We start from the raw sequence: 15,894 nt of genomic DNA on the forward strand, positions 1-15,894 counted from the left end.
TTTACAAATATTTTACATTTCTCCGGGACCACACAAAGGATTCCAACTTGAAAGGCCCACCAAATTATGTCATACTGATACAGGTCCCAGATGAGCGGCAGCGGCCGGCTACTTAAACATTGAGGAGTTTACTATGAGGATATTGGGAATTATCGACATCGGTTCAAACTCAATGCGTCTCGTCATTGTTCAGCTTACTGACGATAATTCTTACCGGATTATTGACGATGTAAAGCATTCCGTCCGTCTGGGGAAAGACATCCTGCCCAACGGCAATCTTCACCCGATAAGGATGCAGCGGGCCATCGAAACCTTGCAATTTTATAAAACTCTTTGCGATGCCATACAGACCGACCAAATCATCGTCGTGGCGACGGAAGCCATTCGTAAAGCTGCCAATCAAAAGGAATTCCTGGAACTGGTTTATAGCTTAACCGGCCTTGCCGTGCGCGTGCTGGAGGGTGAAGAAGAGGCTTACTATGATTATTTTAGTGTGGCCAATGCCTTTGCTATGTCGGAAAATCTCATCATGGATATTGGGGGCGCCAGCACCGAGCTGATCTGGATGAAAGACCGCAAGGTCCGCAACATGGCCAGCTTGCCTTTTGGCACCATCAGCATAACTGAACAGTTGAATCAAGCGGCCGGCAATATCTATGAAAAAGAACAGACTGTGACCAACTCCTTGATCCATTCTTTCCATCAACTGGGCTGGCTCCCCCACGGCAAAACACTCATTGGTATTGGGGGCAGCTTCCGCAATATTGCCAAGATAGATAAAAAGCGCTGCGTTTATCCTTTAGAGCTCTCTCACAATTATTATCTTCCCAGTGAGCGTCTTCAGGATATCCACCAACTGATCATGACCACTCCCGCCGGTCGCCGCAAGGATATCCGCGGCCTGTCCTCAGAGCGGGCCGATATTATCTGGGGCGCCACCACAGCCATTAACGCCCTGCTTATGTATTGCGGAATCAGCGATATCTATATCAGTGGTTATGGGTTGCGGGAAGGCATCATTTATGAGGAGATTCTTGGCGCTCTCCATCCGGTGGAAGATGTTCTCGACTACTCCATTAATAATCTGATGTCCAATATTGGCCTGAACAAAAAGCATGCCTTTCATGTCTGGCAGCTCTCTCGCTCACTATTTGAGCAACTTGGCTCTGTTCATGAGCTGAATGCTTCCACTGTAAACGTACTGAAAACGGCAGCCCTCTTCCATGACAGCGGCATCAGTATCAGTTATTACGATCACCACCTGCATTCCTTTTATATTATTCTTAACTCCCAAATCAATGGCATCAGCCAGCAGGAATTATTAATGGCGGCCTATACAGCAGCCTCTCACCGCAAAAACAAGGTTAAGATCGATCCTGACCACAAAGGACTGCTGCGGGAGCAGGAGATTAATACGATCCGTAAACTAGGGGTTATCTTAAGAATTTCCGAGTCTTTAGATCGTCAGATGAATGATAATATCAGCGCCGTGGCTTGTTTAATCGAGCAGGAGGTGGTAACCCTTAAGCTGACCTCAAATTCTACCCATGAACTGGAAGCTAAAGAGACTATGGAAATTTCAGCAGCCTTCTTAAGAGAGTTTGGCAGACGGCTCCATATTATTTAACCATTCTCCAGCGGCTGCCCCTTCTCCTAATTTTCTGCCGGGAATCAAAAGCGCCCTTATCCCACCTTATGGTGAGAAAAGGACGCTTTTTTGTCAGCCTTGACTTCCCCTGATATAAGCCAGGAGATCGGCCAAGGGAATGGCCGGACTGTAAAGATAGCCCTGGTAGAGGTCGCAGCCCAGCTCGTGAAGGATCTGCCGCTGCTCTTCCGTTTCCACGAATTCAGCCAAAACAGCATAATTCATGGAGCGGCTTAAATAGATGATGGAAGAAATAATGTCACGGCAGTTCATGTTGGTGGAAATTTCACGCACTAGAGAGCCGTCCAGCTTAACCGTATCGAAATTATATTCTTTCAGATACATCAGTGAACTGTGGCCCATTCCGAAATCATCCATCTCCAGCTCAATTCCCATCTCCTTGATGGCATTGAGGGTATCTTTGATCCACTTGTTGTTTTCCAGGGCCACCTGTTCCGTAATCTCAATTTTCAAGGCCTTAGGGCTGATCTGATGTTTTTCGATGAGCTGCCTGAGCTTACCGGAGAAGTCTTGGTTTTCAAGCTGGGAAGCGGTAATATTCACTGAAACGGCCATCTCGGTGAACCCAAGGGCAGCCATGATCTTAATCGTACTGCAGGCTTGGTCAATGATTTCAAGCCCCAGTTCATCGATGAGATGATATTCCTCAGCCAGCGCAATGACCAGGGGCGGATAAATGGTGCCGTAATGAACATGATTCCATCTCAGCAAGGCTTCGGCGCAGAACACCTTCCCCTCATAATCCACCTGGGGCTGATAAAACAAGGTCAGCTTCTTGGTTTCGATATCGTATTTCAGATCCTCGGCCAGGGCTTTGGCCAAGCTGCCGAGCATATCCTGCCGCTCCAAAAGACTATGCCTTTTGTTGCTTCTTTCCGATTTTTTGAACTCCGCGCAAAGGGCCTCAAAGCTCTTTTTCAGCCTGGATACCGAAACAGTCTGGGACAGCTTAACAAAGGGTATATAGCACAGGGTCCCCAGAATCAGGTTAAAAAGCTGCAATAAGCAGCCGCTCCAAAACCCTGTCGCATAGTAGCCGCTGATAAAAACCGGCGTCGTCCATTCCACCGTCTGAATCGTGAAAGGGACCAGCCCCAGGCTTACGGCGGCATATGAGGTCATGGTCAAAAGCAGGGGCACCAGCAGGAAGGGGATCAGATAGATGGGGTTCAGGACCAAGGGGAAGCCAAAGACAATCAGCTCATTGATGTTAAAAAGGAGGGGGAACAGAGAGAACTTAGCGATCCGGCGCTGATTTTTGTTCTTTTTCAGCATAAATACGGCAATGATCAGGCAGAGGGTGCTTCCGCAGCCCCCCATCAGAACAAAAGTATCAAAGAAAGTCTTGGTAAAAATCTGGGTAGGTTCTCCGCCAGCCTGGATCAACTCCTGATTAATGGCCAGGGCCGGGACATAGATGCTCTGGGCGACATGTTCCAGCATATTGCTGCCATGAATGCCGAAAAACCAAAGAAAATGGATCAGAAAAATAAACAGCAGCGCCCGCAGAAAGGAATTGCTGATATTGGCGAACAAATGATAGAGGACGTCGGCAAGGAAATCGTTGATATCGGTTATATTCAGAAGGGCGGCTAAAATCTGGTTGACGGCGGCAAAAAGAGTGATCGTGATGGCCGCCGGAATAATCGAGGCTACGGCATGGCTGAAGGTAATGGAATCACCGTCGGAAAAGGGCCGGATCCTCAGCAGCTTGATGGAACTGAGCTTATAAAACAAAAGGCTGGCGACTACCGCCACCAGTATGGAAACAAAGACCCCGGTCACTCCATAATTGGTGATTTTAAACCCATCTTTGTTAATGCCAAAGAGAGCCACAAAAGAACACAAGGCCACAGTGGAGACGATCACGGGATTGATTCTGAGCTTATCCCTGTTCTCCAGCTCGGTGGCTAAGGAATAGGTGATGCAGGTGACCATGGCCAGAGATAAAATACCAATCGTACCATCGTGGACATAGATGAAAAAGTCCTGCCAATTTTGCCCGAACAGCCTTGCCATCAGCTCCTGATACTGGGGTACGGGAAAACTGGAAAACAGCAGCGCCAGAGAACCAATCAGCACCACCGGAATCATTAAAATAAGCCCCCGCCGGATCGATGCCAGCAAGAGGTTCTCACCCGCTTTTTCCATCAATTTAGTATAGTCGCCGCTCATCTCGGCAACATTACTGAAAAGACGCTTGTGCATTTTTTATCATCTCCGCTGCCATGAATCCCTAAAAAAACAACTTATCTTTAAGTTAATTCTTTTTTCGCAAAAATGTCAAGAGATGACAGTTTAAATTGCACAGCGATGCCTGATTCGACCCAAAACAGCTCCGCAGCAGCGGAGCTGTTTTAAATAATTCCATCTTACCGGGCGCTGATGGTATCCACAATCGACATCCTGCGAATGTGTTGGGCCGGACCACGTACGGCCAGAAGAGATGTGATCATAACAATGACCAGGATCAGACCAAGCTCGCTCAAGGGAAGCTGCCACGGATCGCCCCAATGTGCCGTGATCATTTTCTCGAACACCAGTTGATGCAGGTACATCCCCACAATACAGCCGACGCCGCTTCCCACTGAGGAATAAGTCATGGCTTCAGCCTTAACCATCCTGATCAGCTGACGGTCACTCATACCGATGGCCCGCATCGCTCCATACTGTTTCATACGGGCCGCCACACTCATAGCCACACTGTTGATGATGTTGAAGACAGTAATCAGCAGGATCACCGCCAAAAAGCCATAGATAAACAAAGCCATGGAGTAAAAGGCTCCCCGGGCTTCACGATTGCCAGCCCGCTGATCAGAAAAGCGGACATCGGAGCCGGCTAGGGAACGAATCTCCTGAACATCTTCATCGGTTGCCTTGGGAGAAAGCTGAAGATCAAGAATCGTGTAGTCCCTTGCACCGGTCAGTTTGCGAAATGTTGTTTCAGAGCAAATTACCGTATCCACTCCCTCCCTGCCGGTAAAAGGACTGATGGAGAGGACCCCGGCTACCCTCACCTCCGGGGAGGCCCCGCCAACACTGAGGGTAAGCCTGTCCCCCACCTGCAACGGACTTGCCGGGTTGTAAACGATCCATACCTGATCCTGCTTTTGCACCGCTCCCTCCAGAGAACCCTCGATCAGGCTGTCCTGCGCCCAGGCAAACTGCTGCTCTTCATAAGACACCAGATCGATAACCCTCTCCTGTTCTTTGGCCTTGGCCGGAACATCATAGGCGAACATGCGACCGTAGACCCGCTTGACCTTCTCCTGAGCACGGAACGCTTCCTGAAGGCTGCCCGCTACCGAGGGGGTATTATCCATGCTGACGATGGAAAGATCCGGCGTCCAGGGTTTTAGAGGCCTGACCGCATGATGCATAAAGTCAACCATGGCTGAAAAGGTCAGAAAAAGGATAATGCTGAGGGAGAAGGAGCCCACCATCAGCAGGAAATTCTTTTTGCTGGCTGTGGCATGATGAAGACCAAGGGCGGTTTCGATGGGGAAAAGAGCGGTATGGGCTGCCCTGGGGATAGGCTGAACAGCACTGGCATTTCCCGAAACCGCGGCCAGAGGGGAAACCCGGGCCGCCTTTTTAGCCGGTGAGCGGGCGGCTAAGAGTACCGTAATAATACCTACGGCAATCCCGGACAGAATACCGATCCCGCTGATTCCCCAAGCAGGCAGTTCGGAAAAATAACCGGGACTCAACACTTTCAGAATTCCGCAAAGCACCCATACACTGACCGTTCCCAGGCCCACTCCCAGCGGAATAGCGGTCTTGCACCATTGCAGACCTTCCCGGCGGACAAACCTCATCACTTGCTTGGGGGTCGCTCCCAGACAGCGCAGCAGGCCAAAAAACTCCGTTCTTTGCATAACATTGCTGTTCAAACTGCCGGCGATCATCAGAACCCCGGCCAGCAAAACCACGCTGAATAAAATCCCGGCGATGCCATAAAGCCCCAGCAAATAACTGTTATTGCTCTGGCCGAGTACCCCCAGCAGATTGCCATTCTGCAGAACCTGTTGCTCCGCAAGTTGATAGTGTTTTGTGATATCGGCGATCACCTTCTGCATATTGCAGTAGTGCGATAATTGAACGATATAATGCTTTGCCCCCTCTGCCTGGGGAAAGGATGAGCGGAATCCTTCAGTCGCGAACACCAGAGCATTCCCGTCCTCTTTCAACAGTTTCGAAGTCCCTTCAACAAATCCCACTACGGAAAGCCGGATCGGTTGAGAACCTGAATGCTCCAGTAGGATTGTATCTCCCAGATTGATGCCCAAACCACCTTTGGCATTCTTTGTCAGTGCCACTTCTTTTTCCCCGGCTGGGTAAACACCCTCCGTGATTTTCCCAGGAAACACGCTCTCCCATACCTCTTTATCCAAACCGACCGCCTGGACGGACTTCCCGGCCAGGGTATACTCCTGCTTTTCATCGAGATAGTCATACCACCCGGAAAGTCGGACTTCCGGCCGGGCGGCGATCATGGCGGCGGTTTGTTCATCAAGGCCGGAGAACAGCACATGCCAGTTGCCCCCTTCGTTTATCTCCCGTATTTGCTGGCTGCGCATCTCCATATCGGCCATACCGAAAATGGCGGTGACCAGAAAAACGGCCAGAATAATGCAGATTCGGGTCATCCTGCTTTGCTTCTTATTCACCTTCGCGGCAATTGGGATGAGATCCAGATAGTTTTTCATTCCCTGAGCCCTCCCAGATCGGCAAGCATACCGTCCGTTACCCTCAGGACCCGATCCACCCCGGAGGTCAGATTCATATTGTGGGTAATCATCAGGATGGTCTGCTGATAGTGCCGGGAAGCTTTGATCAGCAAGTCCATCACATCCCGGCTGTTTTTGCTGTCCAGATTTCCCGTAGGCTCATCAGCCAGGATCAGCAGGGGCCTGGTAATCAGAGCGCGGCCGATGGCAGTCCGCTGCTGCTGCCCCCCGGAAAGCTGACTGGGCAGATGGCTGCGGCGTTCCGACAACCCCAGGACCTGCAAAATCTCCTTGACCGCATAGGGGTCAGGCTTTTGATAGTCCAGCAGAAGAGGAAAAATAATATTTTGTTCCACCGTCAATTCCGGTATCAGCTGAAAGGACTGAAAAATAAAGCCGATATTGCGGCGCCGGAAAATGGTCCGCTCTTCTTCCTGCATCCGGAAGAGCTCCCGGCCCTCCAGCAGGATTCTGCCGGAGGTGGGGGTGTCCAAACCGCCGATGCAGTTGAGCAGCGTGCTTTTGCCGGAGCCTGATTCACCCACCACCGCCGCCAATTCCCCTTTATCCATAGTAAAGGAAACATCGTTTAAGGCTTTGACCTGAGCTTCTTTGGTTCCATATGTTTTGCAAAGTTTTTCTACCTTAAGAATTTCCATAGCAACCTTACCTCCTTTCCCTAAAGATAAGGGACAGAGCTTACAGCGAGGTGACTGTCAGCTTACAATTCTGTAAGAAAAGATAGGGTAAAGGTTGCACCCGCGTTCGGCGCACTTTGGACGGAGAGCATTCCTCCCTGACCTTCAATAATGGCTTGAGCTAAGGCCAGGCCCAGACCGACTCCTGGGATATTCTGGGAATGCCTGCTCCGGTAAAACCGCTTGAAAATATGATGAATATCCTCCGGAGCAATCCCCTTCCCATCATCGGCAATAGAAATTCGCACCATTGCCGGCGAGCGTTCCCAGGAAATGCGAATGTGACCGCCGGAAGTGGTGTGATCCAAAGCGTTCTTGACGATGTTTCCCACAGCCTCCCTGGTCCATTGCCCATCACAGTTAAGCTCTTCCTCCAGCTCGCCGCTGATGATGATGCTTTTCCCTTCCCTTGCGGCCCGTACCCTTAACTCCCCAATGGCTTGCGCGGCCATCTCAGCTATCCGCTGGGGTGTTTTGGCAAAGGTAATGCTTCCGGCATCAAGGCGGGTGATTTTCAGAAGGGCTTGGATCAATTGCTCCATACGCTGGAGAGCCGCTGTGGTCTTCCGGGAAAATTCAGTGATTAGAGCCGGATTATCCGGCTCTGCCAAAATAATTTCGTTATACACCGTAAGGGCGGCCAGAGGCGTTTTTAGTTGATGAGAAATATCCGAGATGGTGTTTTTCAAAAAATCCCTGGTCTTATGTTCAGTTTCTCCTTTGGCCTGCAATGCCGAGGCCAGGTTCTCCACAGCAGCGAAGAGCTGAGACAGGGTTCCTTCAGCGGAACGGGGCAAATGAGCTGTGAAGTCACCTTCCCCAAAGCCGCCGATGACCTTCAGGGCCTGACGATACAGCCGTTCTCTCCTTATCAGAAAAAACCAGCCTAAGGCCAGGAGAAGGATCATGAAAACAAAAGCGCCTAAAAATACCCACTGAAAGGTAGCTGCTGTAAATCCGGAGAGGGCCGGCAGATCATAGAAGGCAGTTTGTTCTGTATAGCCCAGCTGCCTGAGCAGGTTTTTCCCTTGTCCATCATCCTGAGGAGCTGCCATGGCAGAAGCGATCACCTCCGGTGGTACACCTTGCTTTAAAAGAGCACCGGCCACAGCGCTGTCGCGGGACAACAGCATTTCCTGGGCAGTCTGGGTCTGCACTATACCGAATAACCAGCTCCAGCCATGCCAAAGAAGGGCAAGCAAGATCAAGCTATAACAGAAATGACGGGACTGCTTTTCTCGCCAAAAACTCATGCCGGCACCTCTTTCCATTGGTAACCGAACCCCCGGACAGTTATTAAGTGTTCAGGATGGGAGGGATCAGCCTCCACCTTTTCACGCAGACGGCGGATATAAACAGACAGTGTATTATCGTCCACAAAGTCCCCGGTTCCATCCCACAGCTCATCCAGGATCACCCTGCGGGTGACCACCCGTCCGGCGTTACGGACCAATAGACAAAGAAGCCGGTATTCGGCATGGGTTAATTCCAGCGCCCGGCCTTTAAGGAGAGCGCGGCTGGCCAGAAGATCAATGGCAATATCACCGCAAGCAAGCAGGGATGATCGGGATGGCTGGGCAACTCCGGCACGGCGCAGCAGGGCCCGGAGCCGCGAACAGAGTTCACCCAGCTTAAAGGGCTTGGTTATGTAATCGTCCCCGCCGCTGTCCAAGCCGCGGATCACATTGACTTCTTCATCAGCGGCAGTCAGGAAGATAATCGGAACCTGATTCCTCGCCTTTCTCACCTGCTCGCATACCGAAAAACCCGTTCCATCCGGCAAGGTAACATCAAGCAGCAATAAATCATAGTGCTCTTTGGCTATCCATTCCCTGGCCTCCTTGACTGTACGGGCGATTTCCAGCTGAAATCCATGCTTTTTCATGGCATACTCCAAACCATCAATCAGGCTTAGATCGTCTTCCAAAAGTAAAATCCTAGGTTCCATCATCGGTTCTCCTCATCTTCATCTTTAGATAATCCATAGCTCCGTTCTCCTGTGCTCATTATAGTTCTTTTATTTCCACTATACCATTGACAGCCAAAAACAAAACACCAACTTGATTATAGTTGGTGTCATTTATCGTGACCGCATTATCCTGGTCTCATTTTTCTGCAGTTAAGGTCCGCCTGTTCAAGACTCAGCAATGCTTGCTTCTTTTCCAGCCCTCCCGCATAGCCGGTCAGGCTTCCCTTAGCCCCCACCACTCTGTGGCAAGGTATGAGAATCGAGATGGGATTATGCCCCACCGCCCCTCCTACAGCCTGAGCGGACATGGAGGACAGCCCCTTGTCGGCAGCCAGCTTTTTAGCTATTTCACCATAGGTGGTAACACAGCCACGAGGAATTTCCAGAAGAATTTCCCAAACCTTTTTTTGAAAATCCGTCCCTTGGGGCGCAAGCTCAGGAAGTAGGACAGAACCTTCCCTTCCGGAAAAATAATGGTCCAGCCAGGTCTGCAGAGTCTGAAAAACCCTCTGCTCCGGCTCAGTGACCCATGCTTCTGTTGGAGACGGGTAGTATTTTTGCCCGATAAACCAAAGTCCGGTAAGCGCCTCTCCTTCAGCAGCCGCTGTGATGGCTCCCAGAGGAGTACTGAGGTTGCAGGTATAAATCATGGTTAGATCAACTCCTTTGATTTGTTTGGGTCCTGTAGCTTTCCGCACATCGCTCAGACTGCTACACTTATGGGTCCCTTTCGGCGCTTTTTCGGGGCTATGCCCCTCAACCGCTTTCCTCTTTGCCAAGAGCCGAACAGCGGTATTCCTTGGGGGATACTCCGGTCAGCCGGCGAAAGTGAGTGTAAAAGGTAGAAAGGCTTTCAAAACCGCTTTGCAGGGCAATTTGCAGAGTGCTGTCCTGGGTATGGGTCAGGAGCTTTTGCGCAGACTCGATGCGCAGTGTATTCAGATACTCCGCCGGAATCTTGCCGTAGTGCGCATAAAACACCTGGCAGGCACGGTTCCGGCCGACACCAAGTTTTTTCAGCTCTTCCCGCAAACGGCTGTGGTCAGCAAAATAAAGATCATAGATCCCTTTAATTTTTTCAGCCAGCTCTTTTTGGGGTTGAAATTCCGCCAAATCAGGCCGGCAGCGTTTGCATGGCCGCAATCCCCAGGCACGTGCCTGGGCGACGTTGTCAAAAAAAACCACATTCTCCCGCTTAGGGTTTTTCGATTTGCAGGAGGGGCGGCAAAAAATCCCCGTGGTCTCTACTCCGTAAAAAAACTGTCCATCATAAGCCACATCGCAGGCAAGGACAGCTTGCCACTTTTCTTCTGCACTGAGCATCATCCGGACACCTCCTTAAATTACTTCCTTTTCCTGAGCGCTCAATTGTTATGTCACACTAATCTATTTCTACTATAATTGATCTTCTGAAGCCTGTCTTCCGATATTGCATCATTTAATTTTTTTCATCCTTCCAGTGCATACTAAACGCGCCGATAAAATGAACGACTGTTTTAGCTAGAGGAGGATAAAAATATGTTTAATCTACAAGGCCGTGTGGCTGTTATTACCGGAGCGTCCAGCGGATTAGGCACCCAAATGGCTCATGGGCTGGCTGAACAAGGTGCCGATGTGGTGCTGCTGGCCCGCCGGGAGGAGCGGCTACGTAAAGTGGCCGAAGATATTGAAAGCCAATACGGTGTCCAAGCCTATCCCTTCCCTTGTGACGTAACTCAACTGGCCTCTGTTCAGGCCGCCGTTCAAGCTGCCCGGGACCGATTCGGCAAAGTGGATATCCTTATTAATAACGCCGGTATCGGCTCCGTTGCCCCTGCCGAAACAATGGCGGATGCAGTCTGGGAACATAATCTGTCTGTGGATCTGACCGGTGTCTTCCGTATCGCCCGCGAATTTGGCAAAGTCATGCTGGAAGCCGGTTATGGGCGTATTATCAATATTTCTTCCATGTACGGCATGGTGGGAAATTCAGCTACACCCGCTTCTGCCTACCATGCGGCCAAAGGCGGTGTGGTCAACCTCACCCGGGCTTTGGCGGCGGAATGGGCCGACCGTGGTGTCACCGTCAATTGTCTCTGCCCAGGCTATTTTGAAACGGAATTGACCGCCGATCTTCTCAAGACGGAGGAATTCAAAGCTTATATGGAGCGCACTGTGCCCCTTAAACGTTACGGCAATTCCGGTGAATTGAATTCAGCCGCCTGCTTCCTGGCGGCTGATGAATCATCCTATGTAACCGGAGCCATTCTACCCATTGACGGCGGCTACACCTGCGTTTAAATTAGATCAGGGGCAGGCTTTGCCGGTGCCATGATATTCATAGTCAGGCATACCAATTCAATATTAGTTAAACAAAAAGCATCTTTCCCGTATCCAGAAAGCGGTACGCCCATACGGAAAGGATGCTTTTCATGTCTCTATAAAAATATGACAAAAATCATTGACACTCACGTAACGTGATAGGCTATTCTACAGACAGAGGCAACGTGATGGCATCTTATCTCAAAACCCGGAAAGGAAGGCAATGATGAGAACTGTAAAACAAGTTTCCGCATTAACAGGTGTTAGTGTCAGAACACTCCAATTCTACGATGAAATTGATTTGTTCAAACCGACCCAAGTTAACGATGCAGGCTACAGATTATATGATGATGCTTCCTTGGAACTATTGCAGCAAATATTGTTTTTCAAAGAGCTTGATTTTACCCTGAGAGAGATAAAAGCTATCATGGCTAACCCCCACTTCGATAAAGTTGAAGCCTTCAAAAAGCAAAAGGCTTTAATTGAGCTCAAACGGGATAGGCTGAATAGGTTGCTCAATCTATTGGCGAAACTGGAAAAAGGAGAAAAAATTATGAGCTTTAATGAATTTGATATGAATGGTTACTTCCAGGCTTTAGAGGCGTTTAAAAAAACCCATGCCGATGAAATCCTTAAGAAATTTGGCGATATTGGTGCATTTGATGAAATGGTCGGTGAGCTAAAAGCAAAGGCCTCGGATATTGCTGAACTTGCCATCAAACAGTATGGCAGCATCGAAAGCTATACCAGAGCCTCCGAAAAGAACTTGGAAAACTATTTGAAAAAAGGTACTGAGACCATCGATGTCGAGGAATCCATGGCCAAGACAGATTCACTTACCCGGCAGCTCACAGCGGATTTAAGCAAAGATGTTTCTTCTCCAGAAATCCAAACAATGATTCTGGAACTTATTGATTTGTGCAATCAAGGCCATAATGGTCTGGATATGGGAGAAAACTACTGGGCTTTTATGGCCGAAAATTACCTTACCAATCCCCTCTTTATCAGCACCACAGATCAAAAATACGGTGAGGGTGCCGCAGAGTTTATCGGCAAAGCCTTAAAGATTCATTTAGGGTAAAGCGTCAGGCCTTGCCTACTCTGCGGGATAAGGCGGGAGCCCCTGTCCGCCCCCTCCTGTACCGATGCTTATGATGGCATAAATATCCTCGTAAGCATATTGTACTCTCAGTTCCCGGTAATTATCCGGCCAGGTCCCCTTGCCTTTGGCCGCCTCGGCAGGATTGCGATAGCCGTCGTGATCGGTGGTAAAATCATAGTTCACAGCAACGCAGAACTCATGGATATCCCCGGCCACAATGGAGATGTCATTGAGCTGATAGGAGGCAATGCGTTCTTCCACAGGAGTCTTTTCGCTCATCCGCAAGACCATATAGGTCTCAAAAGCGGCTTGGCCCAGCTTAATCAAATCCGTTTCTCCGGATGAGAAGATCAACGGTTCATCAGTTTGCGCTTTCGTGGGGTAGGGATAAGGCAGGCTGCTCTCAGCCATCACCCAAACAAGATGATGGTTTATCCCGTCGGAGTAGCCGTCTGTGTAAACGAACCGGACCGTTGCCGATAATCTCCCCTCTTTCTGCCGATACTCCAGATAGCGAAGTCCTTGCTCTCTATCCTGCCACCCCCTCTTGCCTTGACCAAACACTTCGACAACCTGTTCAATAGTCTTCAGCTTATCAGGGATGTACGTTGCCCCTTCCCCCTTATGGAGGGTCACTGCGGGAATATCTGCACCATCATAGACGTTAACGAACAATTTAATCAGCCGCCTGGTGTTCTCATCCACACTATAGCGCGCTTCCTCAAAATTAAAATCGTAGCCATTTTTGATCTGCAAGGGTTCGATGGGAGTAAAAGCCGAGGTATCCATTTCCTTTGTATCCGCACCGAGCATAAACCCGTTGATACTGAAGTTAGAGAAATCATAATCACCGGTGGCGCTGTTGGCCTTATTCGCTGCCAGTCCTATACTCAAAGCCACCACGAACACCGTTGCAACCATGATGACCCAGTTGGCGGGTTTTTTATAGTTCAACACATTCTTGATTCTCGCTTTCACATTTCCTTCTCCGAAAGCCAGGGGACTTCCATTTAAGAAACGCCGGCCCGCAGCCAGGGACAACAAGGACTGGGCATAGGGCTTTTTCATTTCCTGGCCCATTGCCTTCAGCACCTTTTCATCACAGGAAAGCTCCATATCCGTGCTCATCAGCGAGAAGGCCATCCAGACCAGAGGATTAAACCAATGGAGGGAAAGAATGAGGAAAGCAAAGGGTTTCACCAGATGATCAAACCGTTGGATATGTGTCTGCTCATGAAGAAGGATATACCTCCGTTCTTCTTCCCTCAATCCGATCGGTACGTAGATTTTCGGCCGAAAAACTCCCAGCACAAAAGGTGTTCTCAGCTTATCGGATTCATAGATATTACCCACGGAAAGCACTGCCCCATGCAACCGCCTCTTCAGCAGGACAATGGATACAGCGCTGTAGAGCAACAAGGCGGCCATCCCTATCAGCCAGAGGTAGCTGCCGAACATCAGCCACACTTCCGAGTGGTAGGCCTGGGTGGTGATAGAGTAGCCGTCGGCTGTCTGGCCGAGATAGACTGTAACCGTTCCCAGGCCACCGTTGGCCGCATCGCCGACGGCACGAAGGGCTGCACCGACGGCAGAGCCCAAAGAGACATTCTCCCCCAAAGGAGCTGTCTGAGGGATGAGCTGGGCTTTGAAGGGAATCAGGCTGAAGACACTCTCAAAGGAAAAGGGAAAGATCAGCCTGAAACCTGCTGTCCCCCAAAGAGCATAGGAAACAGCTTTCGGCGCTTTCTTCAGGAAAAGCCGCGCCAGCATAATAGCGGCAATGACATAGCTTCCGGTCAGGCTCATATTCAACACGGTAAGGAACAGCCCTTCCATCATCACTCCTCCTTATGCTCGTCGATTAGCCTCTTCAATTCGTCAACCTGATCATCGCTCAATTTCTTGCCCCCGATAAAGGCGGTCAGGAATCTGGGCAGAGAGCCGCCAAAAGCGTTTTCCACAAACCGTCTGCTTTGCTCAGCGTAGAAGGCATCTTTTTTGATCAGCGCAGTCACCACAGCCTGCTGATTTTGAAAAATGCCCTTTTCACACAAATTCTTCAGCACCGTATAGGTGGTGGATTTTTTCCAGTTCAGTTCTTTTTCGCACAGCTTTACCAACTCACCGGAGGGAATTGGCTCATGCTGCCAAACCAACTCAGCAAATCTCCCTTCGCTCTGGGATAATTTATCTTCTTTCATGACAAAGCCTCCTCGGTCTATGTTTTATAGACTTATATTTTGAGTCTATAGAATATAGACCTCTTTGTCAAGAAAATAATGCGCAAATGAATTGAGAAACATATGACCCTTTGCCCAAGCCCAATCGATTATTCGCGAAACGTATGGGTTTGAGTTTCAATGACCTCCCGTAGTTGATGTACGATCTGAAGGTAGCGGGGTTCCTCTTTTAAAGGAGCATATCCTTGATCTATTAAAACGCTTTGGGCCAGCACTTTTTTCACGTAGGATGTGTCCGTGACCCGGTTAAAAACAGGGCTCTTGGCATAATCATAGCTTAACTCCAGGATGTGCTGTGTGTATTCTTCCAGATACGTGAGGGCCGCTTGCTTATCTCCTCTTACCACCATGATTTTCACTATATCTGCATAGGCAATTTCCCTGGAGATGCCTAAAAGCCTCGTTATTTCCAAGTTCATTTTGGCGAGAGTGCAGGCCTTGTCCATATCTTCCTGCTCCCGGGCAAAAGCACCTAAAAGACTTAACCCCTGACTGACATAGGAAACATACCGCCTGATATTCTTCTGGGTCAGCTCCATGGCTTCCTCATTTTTTCCGCGCAAAGCATAGATTGAGGGATAGAGGAAATCAGGGTCTGCTTTTAACTTTGGCAAGCTATCCAACAATTCTTCTGCCCGGTCAAGCTCATTGAGCATGGTATAAAACCCTACCAGAATAAGAGTTGCGTGGTAAGTGAACTTCGGATAGCCCGACAACAGCACCTCCTCATACAGGATGGCGGCTTGGCGATAATAGCTTTGAATGTCTTCCTTGCCCAGATCAGGCTTCATGATCATAAAGCTTTGAAATAAATTGCCCAGATAGAACTTTAGAGGAATGCTGTTAGGGAATTCCTGCAGAAGCTTTTGGCAATAGTTCCAGCCGGCATCAAATCCCTCCGCCTCGTATAGCGAGATGGCTTTTTGGGTGAATCCGCTCACCTCGTCATCGGATAACTCGTTTTGGTAAGAAAACAATTCATCCACTGTCGTGTTCAGAGCACGGGCGATAGGCGGAAGCAACGTAATATCGGGATACGTTGCTCCCGTTTCCCATTTACTCACCGCCGGTGTCGAAACCCCGACGGCCTGAGCCAGTTGTTCCTGTGTCCATGATTTCTCTTTGCGTTTGGCTGTGATCACCTTACCCATATCCAGTTCCATACCATTCTCTCCTTTTTATAAA

Annotated in this window: 13 protein-coding genes; 3 read left to right on the plus strand and 10 right to left on the minus strand. The window is 49.5% G+C overall.

What is annotated here, in order from left to right; all coding sequences use genetic code 11:
• The first annotated feature begins 133 nt into the window (after positions 1-133).
• Positions 134-1,627, plus strand: coding sequence for a Ppx/GppA phosphatase family protein (locus BUA14_RS03345; RefSeq protein ID WP_072771278.1), 1,494 nt, complete (start codon positions 134-136; stop codon positions 1,625-1,627).
• 93 nt (positions 1,628-1,720) lie between these two features.
• Here the strand turns inward: BUA14_RS03345 and BUA14_RS03350 are convergent, their stop codons facing one another.
• From BUA14_RS03350 to BUA14_RS03380, 7 genes are all read right to left on the minus strand, one after another.
• On the minus strand, positions 1,721-3,877 hold the full coding sequence (locus BUA14_RS03350; protein ID WP_072771279.1) for an EAL domain-containing protein: 2,157 nt from the start codon (positions 3,875-3,877) through the stop codon (positions 1,721-1,723).
• A 164-nt stretch (positions 3,878-4,041) separates the two neighbouring features.
• On the minus strand, positions 4,042-6,378 hold the full coding sequence (locus BUA14_RS03355) for an ABC transporter permease (RefSeq protein WP_072771280.1): 2,337 nt from the start codon (positions 6,376-6,378) through the stop codon (positions 4,042-4,044).
• On the minus strand, positions 6,375-7,058 hold the full coding sequence (locus BUA14_RS03360) for an ABC transporter ATP-binding protein (RefSeq protein WP_072771281.1): 684 nt from the start codon (positions 7,056-7,058) through the stop codon (positions 6,375-6,377). The genes BUA14_RS03355 and BUA14_RS03360 overlap by 4 nt, the downstream gene beginning before the upstream one ends.
• Positions 7,059-7,120: 62 nt before the next feature.
• Positions 7,121-8,350, minus strand: a complete 1,230-nt coding sequence (locus BUA14_RS03365; protein WP_072771282.1) for a sensor histidine kinase — start codon at positions 8,348-8,350, stop codon at positions 7,121-7,123.
• Positions 8,347-9,045 carry a response regulator transcription factor gene (locus BUA14_RS03370; protein WP_072771283.1) on the minus strand — a complete coding sequence of 233 codons (699 nt, stop codon included), beginning with the start codon at positions 9,043-9,045 and terminating at the stop codon, positions 8,347-8,349. Before BUA14_RS03370 ends, BUA14_RS03365 begins: the two co-directional genes overlap by 4 nt.
• 146 nt (positions 9,046-9,191) lie before the next feature.
• The gene (locus BUA14_RS03375; protein WP_072771284.1) at positions 9,192-9,716 is read right to left on the minus strand and encodes a methylated-DNA--[protein]-cysteine S-methyltransferase; all 525 of its coding nucleotides are present in this window, start codon (positions 9,714-9,716) and stop codon (positions 9,192-9,194) included.
• Positions 9,717-9,822: 106 nt separating this feature from the next.
• A complete protein-coding gene (locus tag BUA14_RS03380) occupies positions 9,823-10,392 on the minus strand; it encodes a bifunctional transcriptional activator/DNA repair enzyme AdaA (protein ID WP_072771285.1) in 570 nt (189 codons plus the stop codon).
• Positions 10,393-10,584: 192 nt separating this feature from the next.
• Between BUA14_RS03380 and BUA14_RS03385 the strand changes: the two genes are divergently transcribed.
• Positions 10,585-11,346, plus strand: a complete 762-nt coding sequence (locus tag BUA14_RS03385; protein WP_072771286.1) for an SDR family NAD(P)-dependent oxidoreductase — start codon at positions 10,585-10,587, stop codon at positions 11,344-11,346.
• 244 nt (positions 11,347-11,590) lie between these two features.
• Positions 11,591-12,448 (plus strand): MerR family transcriptional regulator, encoded by an 858-nt coding sequence (locus BUA14_RS03390; RefSeq protein WP_427846678.1) that lies wholly within the window; start codon positions 11,591-11,593, stop codon positions 12,446-12,448.
• Between the two features lie 15 nt (positions 12,449-12,463).
• Here BUA14_RS03390 and BUA14_RS03395 read toward each other — a convergent pair whose 3' ends face one another.
• The 3 genes from BUA14_RS03395 to BUA14_RS03405 all read right to left on the minus strand — a co-directional run bounded on the left by BUA14_RS03395 (position 12,464) and on the right by BUA14_RS03405 (position 15,872).
• A complete protein-coding gene (locus tag BUA14_RS03395; RefSeq protein WP_242954536.1) occupies positions 12,464-14,308 on the minus strand; it encodes a M56 family metallopeptidase in 1,845 nt (614 codons plus the stop codon).
• On the minus strand, positions 14,308-14,670 hold the full coding sequence (locus BUA14_RS03400; RefSeq protein WP_072771289.1) for a BlaI/MecI/CopY family transcriptional regulator: 363 nt from the start codon (positions 14,668-14,670) through the stop codon (positions 14,308-14,310). The genes BUA14_RS03395 and BUA14_RS03400 overlap by 1 nt, the downstream gene beginning before the upstream one ends.
• Before the next feature lie 128 nt (positions 14,671-14,798).
• Entirely contained in the window at positions 14,799-15,872 is a 1,074-nt protein-coding gene (locus BUA14_RS03405; RefSeq protein ID WP_072771290.1) for a helix-turn-helix domain-containing protein, read from the minus strand.
• Between the last annotated feature and the right edge of the window lie 22 nt (positions 15,873-15,894).

It is taken from the genome of Desulfitobacterium chlororespirans DSM 11544 (assembly GCF_900143285.1).
Classification (GTDB): Bacteria; Bacillota; Desulfitobacteriia; order Desulfitobacteriales; family Desulfitobacteriaceae; genus Desulfitobacterium; species Desulfitobacterium chlororespirans.